Origin of the sequence: uncultured Tateyamaria sp. (assembly GCF_947503415.1) — a bacterium.
Classification (GTDB): Bacteria; Pseudomonadota; Alphaproteobacteria; order Rhodobacterales; family Rhodobacteraceae; genus Tateyamaria.
In genome coordinates, this window is record NZ_CANNDS010000001.1 from 2,068,274 (window position 1) to 2,083,666 (window position 15,393).

Below are 15,393 nucleotides of genomic sequence, written 5' to 3' on the forward strand. Positions count from 1 at the left end.
CTTGGCTGATTTTGTTGGTCCGTCGGGCAGACCAAATGGCGCTTCGGAAACATGCAGTTTCAATGAATGCCCGAGGTATTCCCGCGCAAGGTGCACCGATTGCCGTGCGGCATTTCGAAAGATCGGTCGCCCGCCCGTTACTGCAAATCCCCAAAAGCTTGCGCGAGGCGTTCCACCGCTTCCTGCACCCGCGTGCGGGGTGTTGCGATGTTGAACCTTAACCAGCTGTCCCCGCCTTGGCCGAACGTCGGACCGTGGTTGACGGCAATGCAGGCGTCCTTTTCGACGCGTTTCGTGAATTCCTCGCGCGACATGCCGGTTCCGTCGAAATCGACCCATGACAGGTAGGTTGCTTCGAGTGGCATGGAGTATAGACCGGGGATCGCATTGACCCCTTCGTCGAATAGCTTGCGGTTGCCGTCCAGATAATCGACCAACTCATCTACCCACACGGCTCCGTCGGGAGAATATGCGGCTGTCGCCATGAACAGCCCGAATGAATTGGGCGAGAGGCCCAAGCCTGCCATGCGCTGCGCGAATTTCGCACGTAGGTCGGGGTCGCGGATGATGACGTTGCCAGAGTGCGAGCCTGCGATGTTGAAAGTCTTGGTTGTGGCCGTCATCATGATCAGCCGATCCTCGATCCCTTCGATATGCGTCATGGGGATGTGCGTGTGACCGGGCATGACCAGATCGTGGTGAATTTCGTCCGAAACAAGGATCAGGTTGTGCCGCTTGGCAAAGGCCGCGACCCCTTCCAGTTCATCGCGCGTCCAGACCCGGCCACCGGGGTTGTGCGGCGAGCAGAGGATGACCATGGTTTCGGACCCGTCGAGCTGGGCGTCCCAAGTGTCGAAGTCCATCTCGTACCGGCCGTTTGCCAAAGGCAATTCACATTCCACGACCCGGCGATTGTTGGCTTTGATCACCTTGGCGAAGGCGTGGTACACGGGCGTGAACAGGACCACCCCGTCGCCCGGTTGGGTGTAGGTCTCCACGCACATGGCGGTGCCGTTGACCAGCCCGTGCGTGGTGAAGATATGATCAGGATTTACTGTCCAGTTGTGACGTTCCTTCATCCACCATTGGATGGCTTCGCGGTATTTGCTGTCGTCCCCGAAATAACCAAAGACACCATGATCGATTTGTGCCTGCACCGCGTCGAGCACACATTGCGGCGGGCGAAAGTCCATATCGGCCACCCACATGGCCAGGCCCTTGTCGCCATCAACGCCGTAGATCGCCTCCATCATGTCCCATTTGACGCAATGGCTGCCGCGGCGGTCGATGATGGTATCAAAGCTCATGGGTGTCTCCGGTCATTGGTTGAGAGGCAGGCTAGCGTGCACGTGCGCGGGTGCAAGGGGACATTGCACGGCAAGGTCGGTTGTCTTACATGCAGGGCATGAAACGACCCATTATCTTGCACCCCGATCCACGCTTGAAAAAGTCGGCTGTTGCTGTGCCCGATCTGTCGGATGAATTGCGCAGCCTCGCTGATGATATGCTGGAGACGATGTATGACGCACCAGGCATCGGTCTGGCGGCGCCGCAGGTGGGCGTGCTGACCCGTTTGATCGTTCTGGACTGCGTGAAAGCCGATGATGAACCGCCCCGACCGCTGGTCATGTTCAACCCCGAGATCGTGGGGTCATCGGACGAATTGAACACCTACGAAGAGGGGTGCCTTTCGATCCCTGATCAGTTTGCCGATGTGACCCGACCAGCTGAGGTTGAGGTGCGGTGGATTGACCGTGATGGAAACGAGCGACATGAGTCCATGGACGGGCTGTGGGCAACATGTGTGCAGCACGAGATTGATCACCTCGATGGCAAGTTGTTCATCGATTACCTCAAACCCCTCAAACGCCAGATGATCACCCGCAAGATGGTCAAACTGAAGCGGGAGCGTGCGCGGGCATGAGCCTGCGCAATATCCTGAAGTGGCCGCATCCTTGCCTTGAGGCGGTATGTGCACCGGTTGAGGCGGTTACCCCTGAAGTGCGCACCTTGGCGGCCGATATGCTTGAGACAATGTATGCGGCGCCGGGACGGGGCCTGGCAGCGCCGCAGATTGGCGAGATGCTGCGCCTGTTTGTCATGGATGCAACCTGGAAAGAGGGTGAGCCTTCGCCCGTCATCTGCATCAATCCTGACATTCTGGACCGCAGCGATGATGTCGAGATTGCAGGCGAAGGGTGCCTGTCGATCCCCGGTGTGACAGCTCAGGTGGAGCGTCCTGCGTCCGTGCGGATGGTGTGGACCGATCTGGATGGTGTGGTGCAGGAACAATGGCTGACCGGCTTTGCCGCGCGTTGTGCCCAGCATGAGTTGGATCATCTGGATGGAATTCTGACCCTGGACCGAGTGGACGATGTGCAGCGCGAAACCATTCTGGACGCCTATGAGGCGCAGACGTGATCGTGCGCCCGTTCATTCCGTGGCCGGACAAGCGCTTGCGAACGCCTGCGGAAGACGTGACTGAAATTACAGATGCGGTGCGGGACATCTGGGCAGATATGGTCGATGCAATGATTGCGATGCCCGGTCATGGTGTGGGGCTTGCCGCCCCGCAGATCGGTGTCATGCTGCGCCTTGCCGTGGTCGACGCTGCACCGGATCGAAGCCGCCGGGTCCTGCTGGCGAACCCGGAAATCCTGTCATCTGACCCCGAGATCGTGAAGGGCACGGAAGCGAGCCCGAATCTGCCCGGTGTGTCCGCAGAGATCGCGCGGCCCAAAGCTGTGACCGTGCGTTTTCTCAATGAACAGGGCGTCATCGACCGCCGCGACTTTGCCGGGTTGGAAGCGCGCAGCGTGCAGCACCAGATTGATCACCTTGCAGGGCGGATGTTCTTTGACAATCTGGGGCGGGTGAAGCGCGATATGCTGCTGCGCAAGGCAAGGAAGGCAACCTGATATGCGCCTGATCTTTATGGGAACGCCGGATTTTTCGGTCTCGGCCTTGGACGCGCTGCACAGTGCCGGCCACGAGATTGTCTGTGTCTATACGCAGCCGCCGCGCCCTGCCGGGCGAGGCAAGAAGGATCGCCCCAGCCCGGTGCAGGTGCGCGCCGAGGCGTTGGGATTGCAAGTGCGCCATCCGGTGTCCCTGCGCAATGAGGCGGCGCAAGCGGAGTTTGCAGCCTTGAACGCCGATATCGCGGTGGTTGTGGCGTATGGTTTGATCCTGCCGCAGCCCATTCTGGATGCGCCGGCCCATGGTTGTCTGAACATCCACGCGAGCCTTTTGCCGCGCTGGCGCGGGGCGGCGCCCATTCACCGTGCGATTATGGCGGGCGATGCCGAAACGGGCGTGTGCATCATGCAGATGGAGGCGGGTCTGGACACCGGTCCGGTTCTTATGCGGGAAGTAACGCCGATTGGACCTGACGAGACGACTGCGGTGCTGCATGTCCGACTTGCGGGGATTGGCGCTGAATTGATCGTCAATACGCTGGCGCAATTGCCTGACCTTTCGGCAATGCCGCAGCCCGAGGAGGGCGTGACCTACGCCCACAAGATCGACAAGGCCGAAGCCGCTATTGACTGGAGCCGCGATGCCGTCGAGGTCGACCGTCAGATCCGCGGGTTGTCAACCTTTCCGGGCGCGTGGGTCGAGCATGCTGGCTTGCGCATCAAGGTACTTGGGTCAGAACTTGCGGACGGGCAGGGCACACCTGGAACGCTGCTGGATGGTGCGCTGACCGTCGCATGTGGAACCGGTGCCGTACGCTTGACCCGCTTGCAACGGGCGGGCAAAGGCGCGCAGGATGCTGAAGTGTTTTTGCGCGGGATGCCGATGACCAAAGGCACGCAACTGTAGGAGAGCGGGCATGTTTCCCACCCTGATCGGAACCGTCGTCATTGCAGGCATCGTTGGCTACCTGTCGGAAAAGACACGCTTTACCCATAATGGGATTTTGCAGTCGATCATCATCTGCATCGGTGGCGCGTTCCTGTTCTACTTTGTGCGGCTGATGTTCGGATTTGGGTTCTCCAGCCCCGGTTTGAACGCGATTGTATCGTCCGTTGGCGCGCTGATCATCGTGCCGACCCATTGGCGCAAGTAAGCGGGCGGATGGTTCAGTGGCGCGCGCCGGGTTGTCCCACATGCCCATGTGGCGTCGTTCGGAAGTTCGGGCCAAGATGGCTTGAGGGTTTGGCCAGTCGAACATTGGGCGAAAGATGACTGGACGGCTTTGCCGCGCGGAACCCTGACGTCAACCCCTTGGGGCGTTGCAACTGAATAATGGTTTGGTTTTTGTGGAGGTTGCTGCCGGTTCGGGTGTGATCACCGGCCTGTACCATCGACGCGGACACAACGCTGGCAGCCACCACATTTATCCAGAAAAACCGTGTGCGTTGTGTCATGCCGCGCCTTCATTAAAACCGTTTCTTGATGATAATCCGCGAACGGGTCTTTGGGTGGTGCCGGTAACCACGGTATTTTAGCCGATGTGGATGCCGAAAACTACGATGATGAAAGCTGCGGTGTCGTTTCAGACTGCGGTGCTTGAAACCACGATGTTTGTGCACGCTGCGTTTCTTGACCTTGAACTTGGCCTCAACAACCTCAGTCGGTTCGGAAATCAGGTGAAGTCCGGGATCTGTTACCGTGGCACGAGAAGGCCCCGCGCCCATAAGCGCGACGGTCGTGGCAATGGCTGCGATAAGAAACGGGGTCTTTGTCATCTTCAGGGCCATGTCGCTCTCCTGCTTTTGGTGCGCGGGTGTGCCGTGCATATTCAAAAGCTAGGGCCGCTCGACCTCTGCGATAAGGGCAGAGCTGTGCACATGCGCGTGTGCAGTGGGTGCTCAGGATCGGTCTGATCGTTAAAAAGGTGCTTTTGAAACAGGGGATTGGCTGCTCACGACGCAATCACGTCCGGGGCGCAATCTACTGTTCAAACAGCAAGACGGCCCGCCTGGGGGAGGAGCGGGCCGTTCGCATTCGTGCGCACTGAAAGCGCTGCATCAGAAGAATTTCTTGAATTTTTTCTTCGTGACGAATTTTTTCTTGGGCGAGACGTATTTCTTTTTCTTCACGCCGTGGAATTTGTAGCCGTGGTGGAACTTGTGCTTCTTCAGTTTCACTTTGAAGTTTGCATCAATCACCTGAGCACTTTCGACATCTACGGCCGTGGCGCTGGCCCAAACTGCATTGGCGCTGGCGGGGCTGAGGCTTGTCAGTGTAACGGCAGTGGCCATGGCTGCGATCAGAAGCGGGGTCTTTGTGGCTGTCAGTTTCATCTTCTCTTCTCCTTAGCGTTAGGGCCGGTATGGCCGTTCGTCTTGGGAAAGAGATAGCGGAAAAGGGCTGTAACAATAAGGGACCAAACGGTCACAAACTGTCATGGAAATGGTAGATTTGAGTGAGAAATTCAGAGCCGTTTGTCGATTAAGTGTATTTGAATCAAGGCAGTAAGGTCCAAAAATCTTGTAACAAACGGCCCGAATTCTTTTTTGGATTAGGTGTTTTTTGGCCTGTTTACCCGAAGTGCCCCTGCGTCACTTGCTCTTGAACGGGGCCATACCTGCCCGCGCAAGCTCGTCCGCACGTTCGTTTTCAGGGTGCCCTGCGTGTCCCTTGACCCATTCCCACGTCACATCATGCCTTGCCTGCGCAGAATCGAGCCGTTGCCAGAGATCAGCATTGGCGACGGGTTTCTTTGATGCATTTTTCCATCCGTTGCGTTTCCAGCCGTGAATCCAGCTGGTGATCCCGTTTTTGACGTAGTTGCTGTCCGTCACGACGGTGATGGTGCTGGCCCGGTCGAGCGCTTCAAGTGCTGCGATGGCGGCCATCAGCTCCATCTTGTTGTTGGTGGTCTGCGCCTCGCCCCCTTTCAGCTCGCGTTCCTTGACGATCGTATCGCCGTCCATCGCGCGCAAGAGGGCGCCCCAGCCGCCCGGGCCGGGATTGCCGGAGCAGGCACCGTCTGTGTAGGCGAACAGCTTAGGCAATGGCTTGCAACACGATGAAGGGCGCCACTTCGCCGGACAGACCCGCCTCTTCCCCGGTGCGAGTGTAGGTCACGGTGAAACCGGTGGCTGTCAGCACCTCGTTCAACTGCGCTTCGGTCATGTAGGAATAGAGCCGCCCAATGCTGTCGCGCGATTCTCCGGTGCCGAGTTTAGTGCCAAAGTGGAAAATGCCGCCCGGTTTAAGGGCGCGATGGATAGCCGCGAACTGATCGGGCCACCGGCTGAGCGGTGTGTGCAGCATTGAGAAGTTGGCCCAGATGCCGTCAAACGTATCGGTTTGCGTCAGGTCATCATACCCTGCTTGCCGCGCGGTAACACCCGGGTAGGCTTGGGCCAGTGCAAGCATTTCAAGCACCGGGTCCCATGCGTGCGCATCCAGCCCCGCCTGTGCCATGGCACCAGCGGCAAAGCCTGGCCCGCACCCGATATCGAGAATGGAGCCGCCCGCAGGGATGGCTGCAATGAATTTCTGGATCATCGGGTTTTCGCCCGTCTCCTGCACCATGTCCGCATATTCAGCGGCCTTGGACGCATAAACGTCGAGTGTCTCGCGGTCGCTCATTCAGATCACCGTTATGGTCAGGCAGGCCACGACGATCGCCGTGAGCAAGAGCCGCAGTTGCATCCACCACGGTGGAGTCAGCCCCCAGCGGGAGAAGGAAAAGTCGAGCATCAGAAGACCTACGAAGCCGATGATCAGGTTGAGCGCAGCACTTGTTGGCCCGCCTCCGGTCATGAAGAAGGCCCACAAGGCCGGGATCACCGACAGGGCGTAGCCCGTTGCGGCCTGCGCACCGCTGGCTTTGGTTGCGAAGCCCCACAGCACACCCGACATGAACGACAGGATCACTGAACCATAGAACAGTTGAACATATGGCCCAACGAAACGTGGTCCCATGTATTTCTGCCCAAACGCGGCAAGATCGGGCCTGAGCACGGTGGCCGCGCCCCACAGGAAGGGGATCAGGCCGGCAAGGCCAAGGATCAAAGCTGCACGTGGGATCTGCGTCATGGGTCGGAAATCGGTTTGGTTTGTTGGGTGCCCGGGGTGTCGGCCGTTTTGGTGCCGTTGACAAGGTGCAAACCGGCCTGCTTGTCGCCAGTCATGCCCGTTCAAAGGCTAAACGACCTGCGAGCGCTGCAAAAATGGCGGCGAAGCTGCGCGACAGCCAGCGCATGACAGTTTCTGAGCCGAGAACCCAATGCCGCGCGGCAGCCGCGAAGGTGCCATAAAGAACAAAGACTGCAAAGGTCATAGCCATGAAAACGAGGCCAAGCGTGGTCATCTCCATAGTGGCTGTAGCGGCGTTGCCCGACAGGAAAGGCGGCAGGAGGGCGAGAAAGAAGATCGACAGCTTCGGGTTCAGGATGTTAATCAACGCGCCCCGCCGCGCAATCCGCCATCCTGCATCTGCGCTGCGTTGGGATGAGATGTTCAGTGCCCCGCCAGACCGCAGGCTGCCCCAGGCAAGGTACAGCAGGTAAGCGACGCCTGCGAATTTCACGATGTTAAAAAGCAGTGCAGAGGTGTGCAGGATCGCCGCCAGCCCCAGCGTCGCGGCGGCCAGGTGCGGCACGATACCGAAAGTGCAGCCCAGTGCCGCCCAAAGTGCGGCGCGCCTGCCTTGCCCAAGCCCAAGGGCAAGGGTGTAGATGACGCCGGTGCCCGGCGCGATGACGACCACAAGGGCGGTGAGCAGAAATTGGAGTGAGAGCATGGAGTGCGCCTTCTGGATGTCTGTGCCGACGCTAGGCGCAGACGGTTGTGCGGTAAAGGGAGGATGCGCTTGCTCAGGACCTGTGGTCGGTCAGCTGGGTGACCAAAGGCACCACTGCTTGCATCAGCGGGACCATCAGCCCGGTCAGCAGCAGTGTTTGACCCATCAGTGGCCACTGCTCGATCATCTCGCCCAGTAGGGTCAGCAGCGCGGTGATCGTGACCCACGCTGCTGCCCAAGTGATCAGGAGACGGCGCACGTCATGCCACCCAAGCATCTGCGTTTTCCTGCAGGTGCGCGATGCGGGTTGTGCCGGGGATCACCAGCATGTTTGGCGCGCGCGCCAACAGCGTCTGCAGAGCGTGTTGCGGATTGACCGTTGCGCCGTGTTTCATCGGGTTTGCGCCCAAGGGTCCGTGCGGCACGAAAGCAATGCCTTGGTCATCAAGCCAGTCAATCAGCTTTTCGAGCGCGTCGTCGCGGGTGTCAGCGGGTGAATACCTGTTCTGGACAGCGGCGATGGGTGCGACTTTCTGGGCCTCTTCCACTTGGGCACGGGTGACATTCGACAGACCGATCATATCGATCTTGCCCGCTTGTCGCGCCTGTTCCAACGCCGCGACACTTTCAGCGATCGGCGTTACGCCATCCGGCATGTGCACATAGTAAAGATCGATCCGATCGGTGCGCAGGTTCGCCAGGCTTTCATCGAGGTGCCGCAAGAGGGTGGCACCGGATGTATCCCGTGACATGCTGGTGGCGTCTTTTTCCACGCCGCCTTTGGATGCGATGAACATGTCGCCATAGGTACCATCGTCGGTCAGTAACGCATCTGCGATCAGCCGCTCGTTGTGGTGCGGACCGTAGGCCCGCGCAGTGTCGATGTGGTTGACCCCAAGCTCACGCGCCTGTCGCAAGAGGTCGATGCCGCCTTGCCAGTCTGGGTAGGAGCCGAAGTTGCGGGGCTGCCCGGTGAGGCGCATTGCCCCGAAGCCAATGCGGTTCACGGTTCTGCCATTGGCAAAGCTGAAAGTTGTCTGTGTCATTGTGCGGGTCCTTTTCCGTTTGCGATGACAGAAAGGTACGTGTCGTTGCGAATATCGGTAGCCGTATGATACGTAACACTGCTATGCGTTTGGCGTATGACATCACGATTTGATCGCCTGTCTCTGTTGGATACGTTCGTACGCGTGGCCGAGCGCCGGTCGCTCTCTGCAGCGGCGCGCGATCTGGATGTGTCGCAACCTTCAGTGTCACGGCAATTGGCAGCTCTGGAAGCACGCCTGGGCGTGGTCCTCATGCGCCGCACCACCCATGATGTGACGTTGACACCGGATGGCCTCGACCTGTTGGCAGACGCGCGGCGACTGATCGGCGAATGGGAAGCAATCGAGGAGCGTACCGCCGAGGGTGGAACGCTTGCCGGGCGTGTGCGTGTCATTGCGCCTGTGGCCTTGGGTCAAAGCCTGCTTGTCAACGGGACAGCGCGGTTCATGAAACAGCACCCTGACGTCACCGTTGATTGGCAGTTGCGTGACGATCCTATCAGGTTTGCCGAGGAAGGGTGCGATTGCTGGCTGAAGGTTGGACCGGTCCCCGATGACACGCTTGTGGTGCGTGAGCTGGCGCGGGTGGAACGGCTGGTGGTGGGAGCGCCGGAAAGTCTGCCGGAAACGGGCGATGTGGATTTGGCGGCCTTGCCTTGGGTGACTCTAGGCCCGTTTGAGGGCAACCGGATAGAACTGTTCAATCGGGAGGGGGTCGCAACCGTCTTTTCCGTGTCGCCCCGCATGGCCAGCGACAACATCTTTGCAGTGCAACAGGCTGTGCGTCAGGGGGTTGGCGTCGCCATCCTGCCGCGATGGTTCGTCGCGTCTGCATTGGACAACGGCATGCTGGTCGATGTTGCACCAGATTGGCGCGCAGCCCGTTTGCCCGTCAATCTTGCTTTGGCGGCTGGCGCACGCCGCCCGGCACGGGTCGAGGCATTTGCCGAGTATATCGCCGCGTGGTGCGGTGATCGATTGGGCTGATCAGGCCGGGACGCGCAAGACGCGCGGCACTTTGAACTCCACGTTCTCAACCGCAGTTTCCACCATCTCAACCGTCACGTCATAGCGGTCGCGAAATGCGTCTATGACTTCGTTGATCAGCACCTCAGGGGCCGACGCACCAGCGGTGATGCCCATGGATGTGATCCCGTCGAGTGCGCGCCAATCAATGTCGGTCGCCCGTTGCACCAGCTGGGCATAGCTGCAACCGGCCCGTGCGCCGACCTCAACAAGGCGTTTTGAGTTGGAGGAGTTGGGCGCGCCCACGACCAACATGGCATCGCACTTGGGGGCCATCGCCTTCACCGCTTCCTGACGGTTGGTGGTGGCGTAACAGATGTCTTCCTTGTGTGGGCCGACGATATTGGGGAAACGCGTGTGCAGGGCCGCCACGATATCCTTGGTGTCGTCCACGGACAGGGTGGTTTGTGTGACAAACGCCAATTGGTCCGGGTTGCGGACCTGAACGGTCGCCACATCATCCACCGTTTCCACCAGAAGAACCTCACCGTCGGGCAGCTGCCCCATGGTGCCGACGGTTTCAGGATGGCCTTCGTGGCCGATCATGATCATTTGCAAACCGTTGTCGGAATGGCGCTGTGCTTCGATATGTACCTTGCTGACCAAGGGACAGGTGGCGTCGACATAGATCATCTCGCGCGCCTGGGCGGCTTGGGGCACAGACTTGGGCACACCGTGGGCCGAAAAGATGACAGGCCGATCATCCGGACACTCGCTCAACTCTTCGACAAAGACAGCACCTTTGTCCCGAAGGCCGTCTACGACGAATTTGTTGTGCACGATCTCGTGCCGCACAAAGACGGGCGCACCCCATTTGGCGAGCGCCATTTCGACGATCTTGATGGCACGGTCAACGCCTGCGCAAAACCCACGCGGGGCGGCAAGGTAGAGGGTCAATGCAGGCTTTGTCATGGGCGCACGTCTCCGGGGCAGTGAATGCCCCAGAGGTAAGGTGTTCGGCGCGCAGGGTCCAGCCCGGCGGGACGTTTAGCCTTGGGCCTGAACCCGTTCTTCACGTTCAGGCATCGGTTCGCGCGGAGGCCTGCCGATCACGTCCTTGAGCTCGTTCAGTTCGATGAAGTTATCGGCCTGACGGCGCAGATCGTCCGAGATCATTGGTGGCTGGCTGCGAATGGTCGAAACAACCGACACACGCACGCCCTGACGTTGCAGGCTTTCGACCAGAGGCCGGAAGTCGCCGTCACCAGAGAACAGAACGATATGATCGACGCGCGGCGCCAGTTCCATCGCGTCTACGGCAAGCTCGATGTCCATGTTGCCCTTGACCTTACGCCGACCCATCGAGTCGGTGTATTCCTTGGCCGGTTTGGTCACCATGGTGAAGCCGTTGTAATTCAGCCAATCCACAAGCGGGCGAATGGGTGAGTATTCGTCATTCTCCAGCAAGGCGGTGTAGTAGAAAGCGCGCAGCAACTTGCCACGACGCATGAACTCTTGACGCAGTAGTTTGTAGTCGATGTCGAACCCAAGCGCTTTGGCCGCAGCGTAAAGATTTGACCCATCGATGAACAGCGCCAGCCGTTCGTCTTTGTAAAACATAAAATGTCCTTCCGAAAATTCGGGTACCGCCTGTGATTTCCGTGAGTGAATGCGTTAAAACGCGAGAAAGACGGTGGATGGAAAAATAGGTGATTTTAATTATGCCGCAAGTCACGGTTGGGGTCAAAACAGGCGGAACTCTGCCTCAAAATCGGTCAAACATACTAGTTGCCCTAGGGTCAAACATGTCATCTGACGTAGGGTCACCCATCGAAACGCTTCAAAAGGCGACCTCTGAGCTCGAAAATTTGGGTGCAGTGATTCGCGGCAAAAGTCGGTTTTTCAGGACCCCAGCGGTGCCTTCCGGGAGCGGTCCCGATTTTGTGAACGCGGCCCTGGCTATCGATGCGCCATGGTCTGCGCCCGAGACAATTACGCGGCTTCACGAGATAGAAGCCGGTTTGGGGCGTCGTCGTGCCGGGCGTTGGGAGCAGAGGATTATCGATCTGGATCTGCTTGCCCACGGTGATGCCATTCGCCCCAACGTAGCGACGGTGCGTACATGGATGGAATTGCCGCTCGACAAACAGCGCGATACGGCCCCTGGGCAGCTGCTTCTGCCCCACCCTCGCATGCATGAACGTGCCTTTGTTCTGGTGCCGCTGGCCGACGTCGCCCCGGATTGGGTGCATCCCATCACGCGCCGCAGTGTTGTCGAGATGCGTGATGCGCTGCCGCCTGAGGACCTTTCTATGATCGTTACAGCCGAATAGCCGCTTGTCATTCACCCCAATCGCGCCTAAATAGCGCTCCTCTACCTATTATGGCTGATCTGGAGCACACCCATGGCCCGCGTGACCGTTGAAGACTGCGTTGACAAGGTTCCGAACCGTTTTGAGCTGGTGATGCTGGCTGCACATCGTGCGCGCGAAATCTCAAGCGGTGCGCCGATTACTGTGGATCGCGACAACGACAAGAACCCCGTCGTGTCTCTGCGCGAGATCGCGGAAGAGACGCAGAGCTCGGAAGAGCTGCGCGAGCGTCTGATCGAATCGAACCAGAGCCAGATCGAGGTCGATGAGGCCGAGGAAGACGCAATGGCGCTTTTGATGGGTGCCGAACAGGACAAGCCGGAAGAAGACAGCATGTCCGAAGAGATGCTTCTGCGTCAGCTGATGGCCGCCCAAGGCCAAGGCTAACGCCGCCCGGGGTGCGGACCATATGATATCTGCCGACGACCTGATCGCGCTGGTCCGCAACTACAACCCAAAAACAAACGAAGACCTGATCCGCCGCGCCTATGAGTTCGGCGGTCAGATGCATGATGGTCAGTTCCGTCATTCAGGTGAGCCGTACTTCACCCATCCGGTCGCTGTGGCTGCCATTCTGACCGAGCAACAGCTGGACGATGCAACCATCGTTACGGCTCTGTTACACGACACGATCGAGGACACCAAAGCCAACTACACCATGGTGGCTGACCAGTTCGGCGACGAGGTCGCCAAGCTGGTCGATGGCGTGACGAAACTGACAAATCTGCAGCTGTCGTCAGTTGAAACCAAGCAGGCAGAAAATTTCCGCAAGCTTTTTATGGCTATGTCAAAAGACATGCGGGTAATTCTCGTAAAATTGAGCGATCGTTTGCACAACATGCGCACGATTAGGTCAATGCGCGCCGATAAGCAGGTGCAAAAAGCGCGCGAGACCATGGATATCTTCGCCCCCCTCGCCGGACGTATGGGTATGCAGTGGATGCGCGAAGAACTGGAAGATCTGGCGTTCAAAGTGTTGAATCCGGATGCGCGATCTTCGATTATCCGCCGCTTTATTACCATGCAGCGCGAAACCGGTGACGTCATTCAACGCATTACCGGCGATATGCGTCACGAGTTGGAAAAGGTCGATATCGAGGCGGAGGTATTTGGCCGGGCCAAGAAGCCATATTCCATCTGGCGCAAGATGCAGGAAAAGGATCAGTCCTTTTCCCGGTTGTCCGACATCTACGGTTTTCGCGTCATCACAGGCACCGAAGAGGACTGCTATCGTGCCTTGGGGGCCATCCACCAGCGTTGGCGCGCGGTGCCCGGTCGTTTCAAGGACTACATCAGCCAGCCCAAGACCAACGGGTACCGGTCCATCCACACAACCGTTTCGGGCCGTGACGGCAAGCGCGTCGAAGTGCAGATCAGGACCCGGCAGATGCACGATGTGGCCGAAACCGGTGTGGCCGCGCATTGGTCCTATCGCGACGGTGTGCGCTCGCAGAACCCCTTTGCCGTCGATCCGGCCAAGTGGATTTCGCAACTGACCGAGCAATTCGACAGCGAAGAGGATCACGAAGACTTTCTCGAAGCCGTGAAGCTGGAGATGTATTCGGATCAGGTGTTCTGCTTCACGCCCAAGGGCGAGGTGGTGAAACTGCCCAAGGGGGCCACACCGATTGATTTCGCCTATGCCATCCACACGCGGATCGGCAACGCTTGCGTCGGTGCTAAAGTGGATGGGATGCGCGTGCCGTTGTGGACGCGCGTCAAAAATGGCCAGTCGGTCGACATTATTACCGCCGAAGGTCAGACACCTCAGGCCACATGGCTTGAGATTGCGACCACGGGCAAGGCCAAGACAGCGATCCGGAGGTCCCTGCGCGAAGCGGACCGGGACCGGTTCATCACGCTGGGTCGCGAACTCGCGCGCTCAGCCTTTGCTCACGTTCGCAAGAAGGCGACGGATAAGGCACTGGAAGCAGCAGCCAAGCATCTGCGTCTGAAGGATGCCGATGAGGTGCTGGCCCGCCTTGGGTCGGCTGAGCTGACAGGACGCGATGTGGTGCAGGCCATATATCCTGATCTGACGCCCAAACCCGGCAAGCAGGTGGATGCCCGCCGCGCCGTGATTGGTCTGCTGCCGGGCCAATCCTTTCAACGCGCGACATGTTGCGACCCGCTGCCGGGCGAACGCATCGTCGGTATCACCTTTCGGGGCGAAGGAGTTGTGGTGCATGCCATCGACTGCGCCCGACTTGTCGAATATGAGAACCAGCCCGATCGCTGGCTCGACCTGCATTGGCATGATGGCAGCCACCCTGCGGTCTATGGTGCGACGCTGGACCTGACCATTGGCAATGATGCGGGGGTACTGGGGCGTATTTGCACATTGATTGGCGAGAGCAAGGCCAATATTTCCAATCTTGAGTTCATGGATCGGAAACCGGACTTTTACCGACTTCTGATTTACGTAGAACTTCGGGATGCTCAGCATTTGCATACGCTGATGGGCGCCCTGGAAGCAGAGAGTGATGTGGCCGCCATTGACCGCTACCGTCGCCCCGCCCAATCCGCTGGGCAGGCAATGATCGCGGGCTAGGGCGAAAGCGAAGGGCGGAAAGACTTTGGTGTTCAAGCGCCGTGACCCCAAACCGTTTCTGCGCGCGATGCTGGAGTTTCTCTGGCCGCGCGGAGGATGGGGCCGTGCGTTCCAGTATGTCAAACACAGGGTCCGCCGTTTGCCCGACCCGCCCGAGAAGATTGCCCGCGGCATCTGGGCTGGTGTGTTCACCACCTTCACGCCATTTTACGGAATTCACTTCTTTATCGCTGCCTTTATCGCGACCACCATGCGCGGCAATATCATAGCGTCCTTGATGGCGACCTTTTTTGGCAATCCTTTGACCTATGTGCCTATCGGCGTCGTGTCCCTTCAGACCGGACATTGGCTTTTGGGGGCTGAGATGAAGGAAGAGACCGAGCGGTCGTTCGGTGGAAAGTTCGTGGATGCCGGCGCCGATCTTTGGCTGAACCTCAAGCATGTATGGCTGGGCGAGCCACGGGACTGGACCAATCTGGGAATCTTCTATGACGAGATTTTCTTTCCCTACATGATTGGCGGCATAATTCCCGGTGTTGTGGCGGCGACCGTCTGCTACTACCTGTCTGTTCCTGTCATCCGCGCCTACCAGAAACGCCGCAAGGGCGCGATCAAGGCCAAGTTCGAAGTGTTGAAAGCCAAGGCTGCGGCGAAGGCAGCTGCCAAGCAGAAGATCGATTGACTGTTGGTACAATTATGCGGCTTTGTCCGCATTTCCAGAGACTTGTCCGCGCACTAGATTGGTCGTGGATG

Annotated in this window: 22 protein-coding genes; 10 read left to right on the forward strand and 12 right to left on the reverse strand. The window is 58.8% G+C overall.

Translation table 11 applies throughout. The features are described from left to right. Positions 1-137: 137 nt before the first annotated feature. Positions 138-1,307 carry a MalY/PatB family protein gene (locus Q1A32_RS10145; protein ID WP_299652384.1) on the reverse strand — a complete coding sequence of 390 codons (1,170 nt, stop codon included), beginning with the start codon at positions 1,305-1,307 and terminating at the stop codon, positions 138-140. Between the two features lie 98 nt (positions 1,308-1,405). On the opposite strand from Q1A32_RS10145, the gene def (Q1A32_RS10150) reads away from it, so the two are divergent. Genes def (Q1A32_RS10150) through Q1A32_RS10170 form a run of 5 tightly spaced genes read left to right on the forward strand, consistent with a single transcriptional unit; the run spans position 1,406 to position 4,072 of the window. Continuing rightward, a complete protein-coding gene (gene def / locus Q1A32_RS10150; protein ID WP_299652386.1) occupies positions 1,406-1,924 on the forward strand; it encodes a peptide deformylase in 519 nt (172 codons plus the stop codon). After that, positions 1,921-2,421: a peptide deformylase gene (gene def / locus Q1A32_RS10155; protein WP_299652388.1), complete on the forward strand. Its 501-nt coding sequence runs from the start codon at positions 1,921-1,923 to the stop codon at positions 2,419-2,421. The genes def (Q1A32_RS10150) and def (Q1A32_RS10155) overlap by 4 nt, the downstream gene beginning before the upstream one ends. After that, positions 2,418-2,918, forward strand: a complete 501-nt coding sequence (gene def, locus Q1A32_RS10160) for a peptide deformylase (RefSeq protein WP_299652390.1) — start codon at positions 2,418-2,420, stop codon at positions 2,916-2,918. The genes def (Q1A32_RS10155) and def (Q1A32_RS10160) overlap by 4 nt, the downstream gene beginning before the upstream one ends. Position 2,919: 1 nt before the next feature. Further along, the gene (gene fmt / locus Q1A32_RS10165; protein WP_299652392.1) at positions 2,920-3,825 is read left to right on the forward strand and encodes a methionyl-tRNA formyltransferase; all 906 of its coding nucleotides are present in this window, start codon (positions 2,920-2,922) and stop codon (positions 3,823-3,825) included. A 10-nt stretch (positions 3,826-3,835) separates the two neighbouring features. Next, entirely contained in the window at positions 3,836-4,072 is a 237-nt protein-coding gene (locus Q1A32_RS10170; protein WP_299652394.1) for a hypothetical protein, read from the forward strand. Between the two features lie 13 nt (positions 4,073-4,085). On the opposite strand, the gene Q1A32_RS10175 is transcribed toward Q1A32_RS10170, so the two are convergent. The 9 genes from Q1A32_RS10175 to Q1A32_RS10215 form a co-directional block, all read right to left on the reverse strand. Beyond that, the gene (locus tag Q1A32_RS10175) at positions 4,086-4,373 is read right to left on the reverse strand and encodes a hypothetical protein (RefSeq protein WP_299652396.1); all 288 of its coding nucleotides are present in this window, start codon (positions 4,371-4,373) and stop codon (positions 4,086-4,088) included. Positions 4,374-4,385: 12 nt separating this feature from the next. Further along, on the reverse strand, positions 4,386-4,706 hold the full coding sequence (locus Q1A32_RS10180; RefSeq protein ID WP_299652398.1) for a hypothetical protein: 321 nt from the start codon (positions 4,704-4,706) through the stop codon (positions 4,386-4,388). A 270-nt stretch (positions 4,707-4,976) separates the two neighbouring features. Beyond that, positions 4,977-5,252, reverse strand: coding sequence for a hypothetical protein (locus tag Q1A32_RS10185; protein WP_299612859.1), 276 nt, complete (start codon positions 5,250-5,252; stop codon positions 4,977-4,979). Positions 5,253-5,510: 258 nt separating this feature from the next. After that, a complete protein-coding gene (gene rnhA / locus Q1A32_RS10190) occupies positions 5,511-5,966 on the reverse strand; it encodes a ribonuclease HI (protein ID WP_299612857.1) in 456 nt (151 codons plus the stop codon). Further along, complete coding sequence (locus tag Q1A32_RS10195) at positions 5,959-6,549, reverse strand: bifunctional 2-polyprenyl-6-hydroxyphenol methylase/3-demethylubiquinol 3-O-methyltransferase UbiG (RefSeq protein WP_299652400.1); 591 nt, start codon at positions 6,547-6,549, stop codon at positions 5,959-5,961. Before Q1A32_RS10195 ends, rnhA begins: the two co-directional genes overlap by 8 nt. Then, complete coding sequence (locus Q1A32_RS10200) at positions 6,550-6,999, reverse strand: DUF3429 domain-containing protein (RefSeq protein ID WP_299652402.1); 450 nt, start codon at positions 6,997-6,999, stop codon at positions 6,550-6,552. A 91-nt stretch (positions 7,000-7,090) separates the two neighbouring features. Further along, positions 7,091-7,705: a LysE family translocator gene (locus Q1A32_RS10205; protein WP_299612850.1), complete on the reverse strand. Its 615-nt coding sequence runs from the start codon at positions 7,703-7,705 to the stop codon at positions 7,091-7,093. A 73-nt stretch (positions 7,706-7,778) separates the two neighbouring features. Continuing rightward, positions 7,779-7,982, reverse strand: coding sequence for a hypothetical protein (locus Q1A32_RS10210; protein WP_299652884.1), 204 nt, complete (start codon positions 7,980-7,982; stop codon positions 7,779-7,781). After that, positions 7,966-8,751 carry an aldo/keto reductase gene (locus Q1A32_RS10215; RefSeq protein ID WP_299652404.1) on the reverse strand — a complete coding sequence of 262 codons (786 nt, stop codon included), beginning with the start codon at positions 8,749-8,751 and terminating at the stop codon, positions 7,966-7,968. The genes Q1A32_RS10210 and Q1A32_RS10215 overlap by 17 nt, the downstream gene beginning before the upstream one ends. A gap of 96 nt (positions 8,752-8,847) precedes the next feature. Between Q1A32_RS10215 and Q1A32_RS10220 the strand changes: the two genes are divergently transcribed. Continuing rightward, positions 8,848-9,738, forward strand: a complete 891-nt coding sequence (locus Q1A32_RS10220; RefSeq protein ID WP_299652406.1) for a LysR family transcriptional regulator — start codon at positions 8,848-8,850, stop codon at positions 9,736-9,738. On the opposite strand, the gene ispH is transcribed toward Q1A32_RS10220, so the two are convergent. Further along, entirely contained in the window at positions 9,739-10,689 is a 951-nt protein-coding gene (ispH, locus tag Q1A32_RS10225; RefSeq protein ID WP_299652408.1) for a 4-hydroxy-3-methylbut-2-enyl diphosphate reductase, read from the reverse strand. Between the two features lie 75 nt (positions 10,690-10,764). Beyond that, on the reverse strand, positions 10,765-11,337 hold the full coding sequence (locus Q1A32_RS10230) for an NYN domain-containing protein (protein ID WP_299612840.1): 573 nt from the start codon (positions 11,335-11,337) through the stop codon (positions 10,765-10,767). 101 nt (positions 11,338-11,438) lie between these two features. Between Q1A32_RS10230 and folK the strand changes: the two genes are divergently transcribed. From folK to Q1A32_RS10250, 4 genes are all read left to right on the forward strand, one after another. Further along, entirely contained in the window at positions 11,439-12,050 is a 612-nt protein-coding gene (gene folK / locus Q1A32_RS10235) for a 2-amino-4-hydroxy-6-hydroxymethyldihydropteridine diphosphokinase (RefSeq protein ID WP_299652410.1), read from the forward strand. Between the two features lie 72 nt (positions 12,051-12,122). Next, positions 12,123-12,476: a DNA-directed RNA polymerase subunit omega gene (gene rpoZ, locus Q1A32_RS10240; RefSeq protein ID WP_039682236.1), complete on the forward strand. Its 354-nt coding sequence runs from the start codon at positions 12,123-12,125 to the stop codon at positions 12,474-12,476. Positions 12,477-12,498: 22 nt separating this feature from the next. After that, positions 12,499-14,640: a bifunctional (p)ppGpp synthetase/guanosine-3',5'-bis(diphosphate) 3'-pyrophosphohydrolase gene (locus Q1A32_RS10245; RefSeq protein ID WP_299652412.1), complete on the forward strand. Its 2,142-nt coding sequence runs from the start codon at positions 12,499-12,501 to the stop codon at positions 14,638-14,640. A gap of 25 nt (positions 14,641-14,665) precedes the next feature. Beyond that, positions 14,666-15,322, forward strand: coding sequence for a DUF2062 domain-containing protein (locus Q1A32_RS10250; RefSeq protein ID WP_299612832.1), 657 nt, complete (start codon positions 14,666-14,668; stop codon positions 15,320-15,322). The last annotated feature ends 71 nt before the right edge of the window (positions 15,323-15,393 follow it).

What these genes read in the sequence shown, in the direction of transcription:
- Q1A32_RS10145 (WP_299652384.1), bottom strand. Translation starts at nt 1,307, where the DNA reads ATGAGCTTTGATACCATCATCGACCGCCGCGGCAGCCATTGCGTCAAA.
- def (WP_299652386.1), top strand. Translation starts at nt 1,406, where the DNA reads ATGAAACGACCCATTATCTTGCACCCCGATCCACGCTTGAAAAAGTCG.
- def (WP_299652388.1), top strand. Translation starts at nt 1,921, where the DNA reads ATGAGCCTGCGCAATATCCTGAAGTGGCCGCATCCTTGCCTTGAGGCG.
- fmt (WP_299652392.1), top strand. Translation starts at nt 2,920, where the DNA reads ATGCGCCTGATCTTTATGGGAACGCCGGATTTTTCGGTCTCGGCCTTG.
- Q1A32_RS10170 (WP_299652394.1), top strand. Translation starts at nt 3,836, where the DNA reads ATGTTTCCCACCCTGATCGGAACCGTCGTCATTGCAGGCATCGTTGGC.
- Q1A32_RS10175 (WP_299652396.1), bottom strand. Translation starts at nt 4,373, where the DNA reads ATGACACAACGCACACGGTTTTTCTGGATAAATGTGGTGGCTGCCAGC.
- Q1A32_RS10180 (WP_299652398.1), bottom strand. Translation starts at nt 4,706, where the DNA reads ATGGCCCTGAAGATGACAAAGACCCCGTTTCTTATCGCAGCCATTGCC.
- Q1A32_RS10185 (WP_299612859.1), bottom strand. Translation starts at nt 5,252, where the DNA reads ATGAAACTGACAGCCACAAAGACCCCGCTTCTGATCGCAGCCATGGCC.
- Q1A32_RS10195 (WP_299652400.1), bottom strand. Translation starts at nt 6,549, where the DNA reads ATGAGCGACCGCGAGACACTCGACGTTTATGCGTCCAAGGCCGCTGAA.
- Q1A32_RS10200 (WP_299652402.1), bottom strand. Translation starts at nt 6,999, where the DNA reads ATGACGCAGATCCCACGTGCAGCTTTGATCCTTGGCCTTGCCGGCCTG.
- Q1A32_RS10205 (WP_299612850.1), bottom strand. Translation starts at nt 7,705, where the DNA reads ATGCTCTCACTCCAATTTCTGCTCACCGCCCTTGTGGTCGTCATCGCG.
- Q1A32_RS10210 (WP_299652884.1), bottom strand. Translation starts at nt 7,982, where the DNA reads ATGCTTGGGTGGCATGACGTGCGCCGTCTCCTGATCACTTGGGCAGCA.
- Q1A32_RS10215 (WP_299652404.1), bottom strand. Translation starts at nt 8,751, where the DNA reads ATGACACAGACAACTTTCAGCTTTGCCAATGGCAGAACCGTGAACCGC.
- Q1A32_RS10220 (WP_299652406.1), top strand. Translation starts at nt 8,848, where the DNA reads ATGACATCACGATTTGATCGCCTGTCTCTGTTGGATACGTTCGTACGC.
- ispH (WP_299652408.1), bottom strand. Translation starts at nt 10,689, where the DNA reads ATGACAAAGCCTGCATTGACCCTCTACCTTGCCGCCCCGCGTGGGTTT.
- Q1A32_RS10230 (WP_299612840.1), bottom strand. Translation starts at nt 11,337, where the DNA reads ATGTTTTACAAAGACGAACGGCTGGCGCTGTTCATCGATGGGTCAAAT.
- folK (WP_299652410.1), top strand. Translation starts at nt 11,439, where the DNA reads ATGCCGCAAGTCACGGTTGGGGTCAAAACAGGCGGAACTCTGCCTCAA.
- rpoZ (WP_039682236.1), top strand. Translation starts at nt 12,123, where the DNA reads ATGGCCCGCGTGACCGTTGAAGACTGCGTTGACAAGGTTCCGAACCGT.
- Q1A32_RS10245 (WP_299652412.1), top strand. Translation starts at nt 12,499, where the DNA reads ATGATATCTGCCGACGACCTGATCGCGCTGGTCCGCAACTACAACCCA.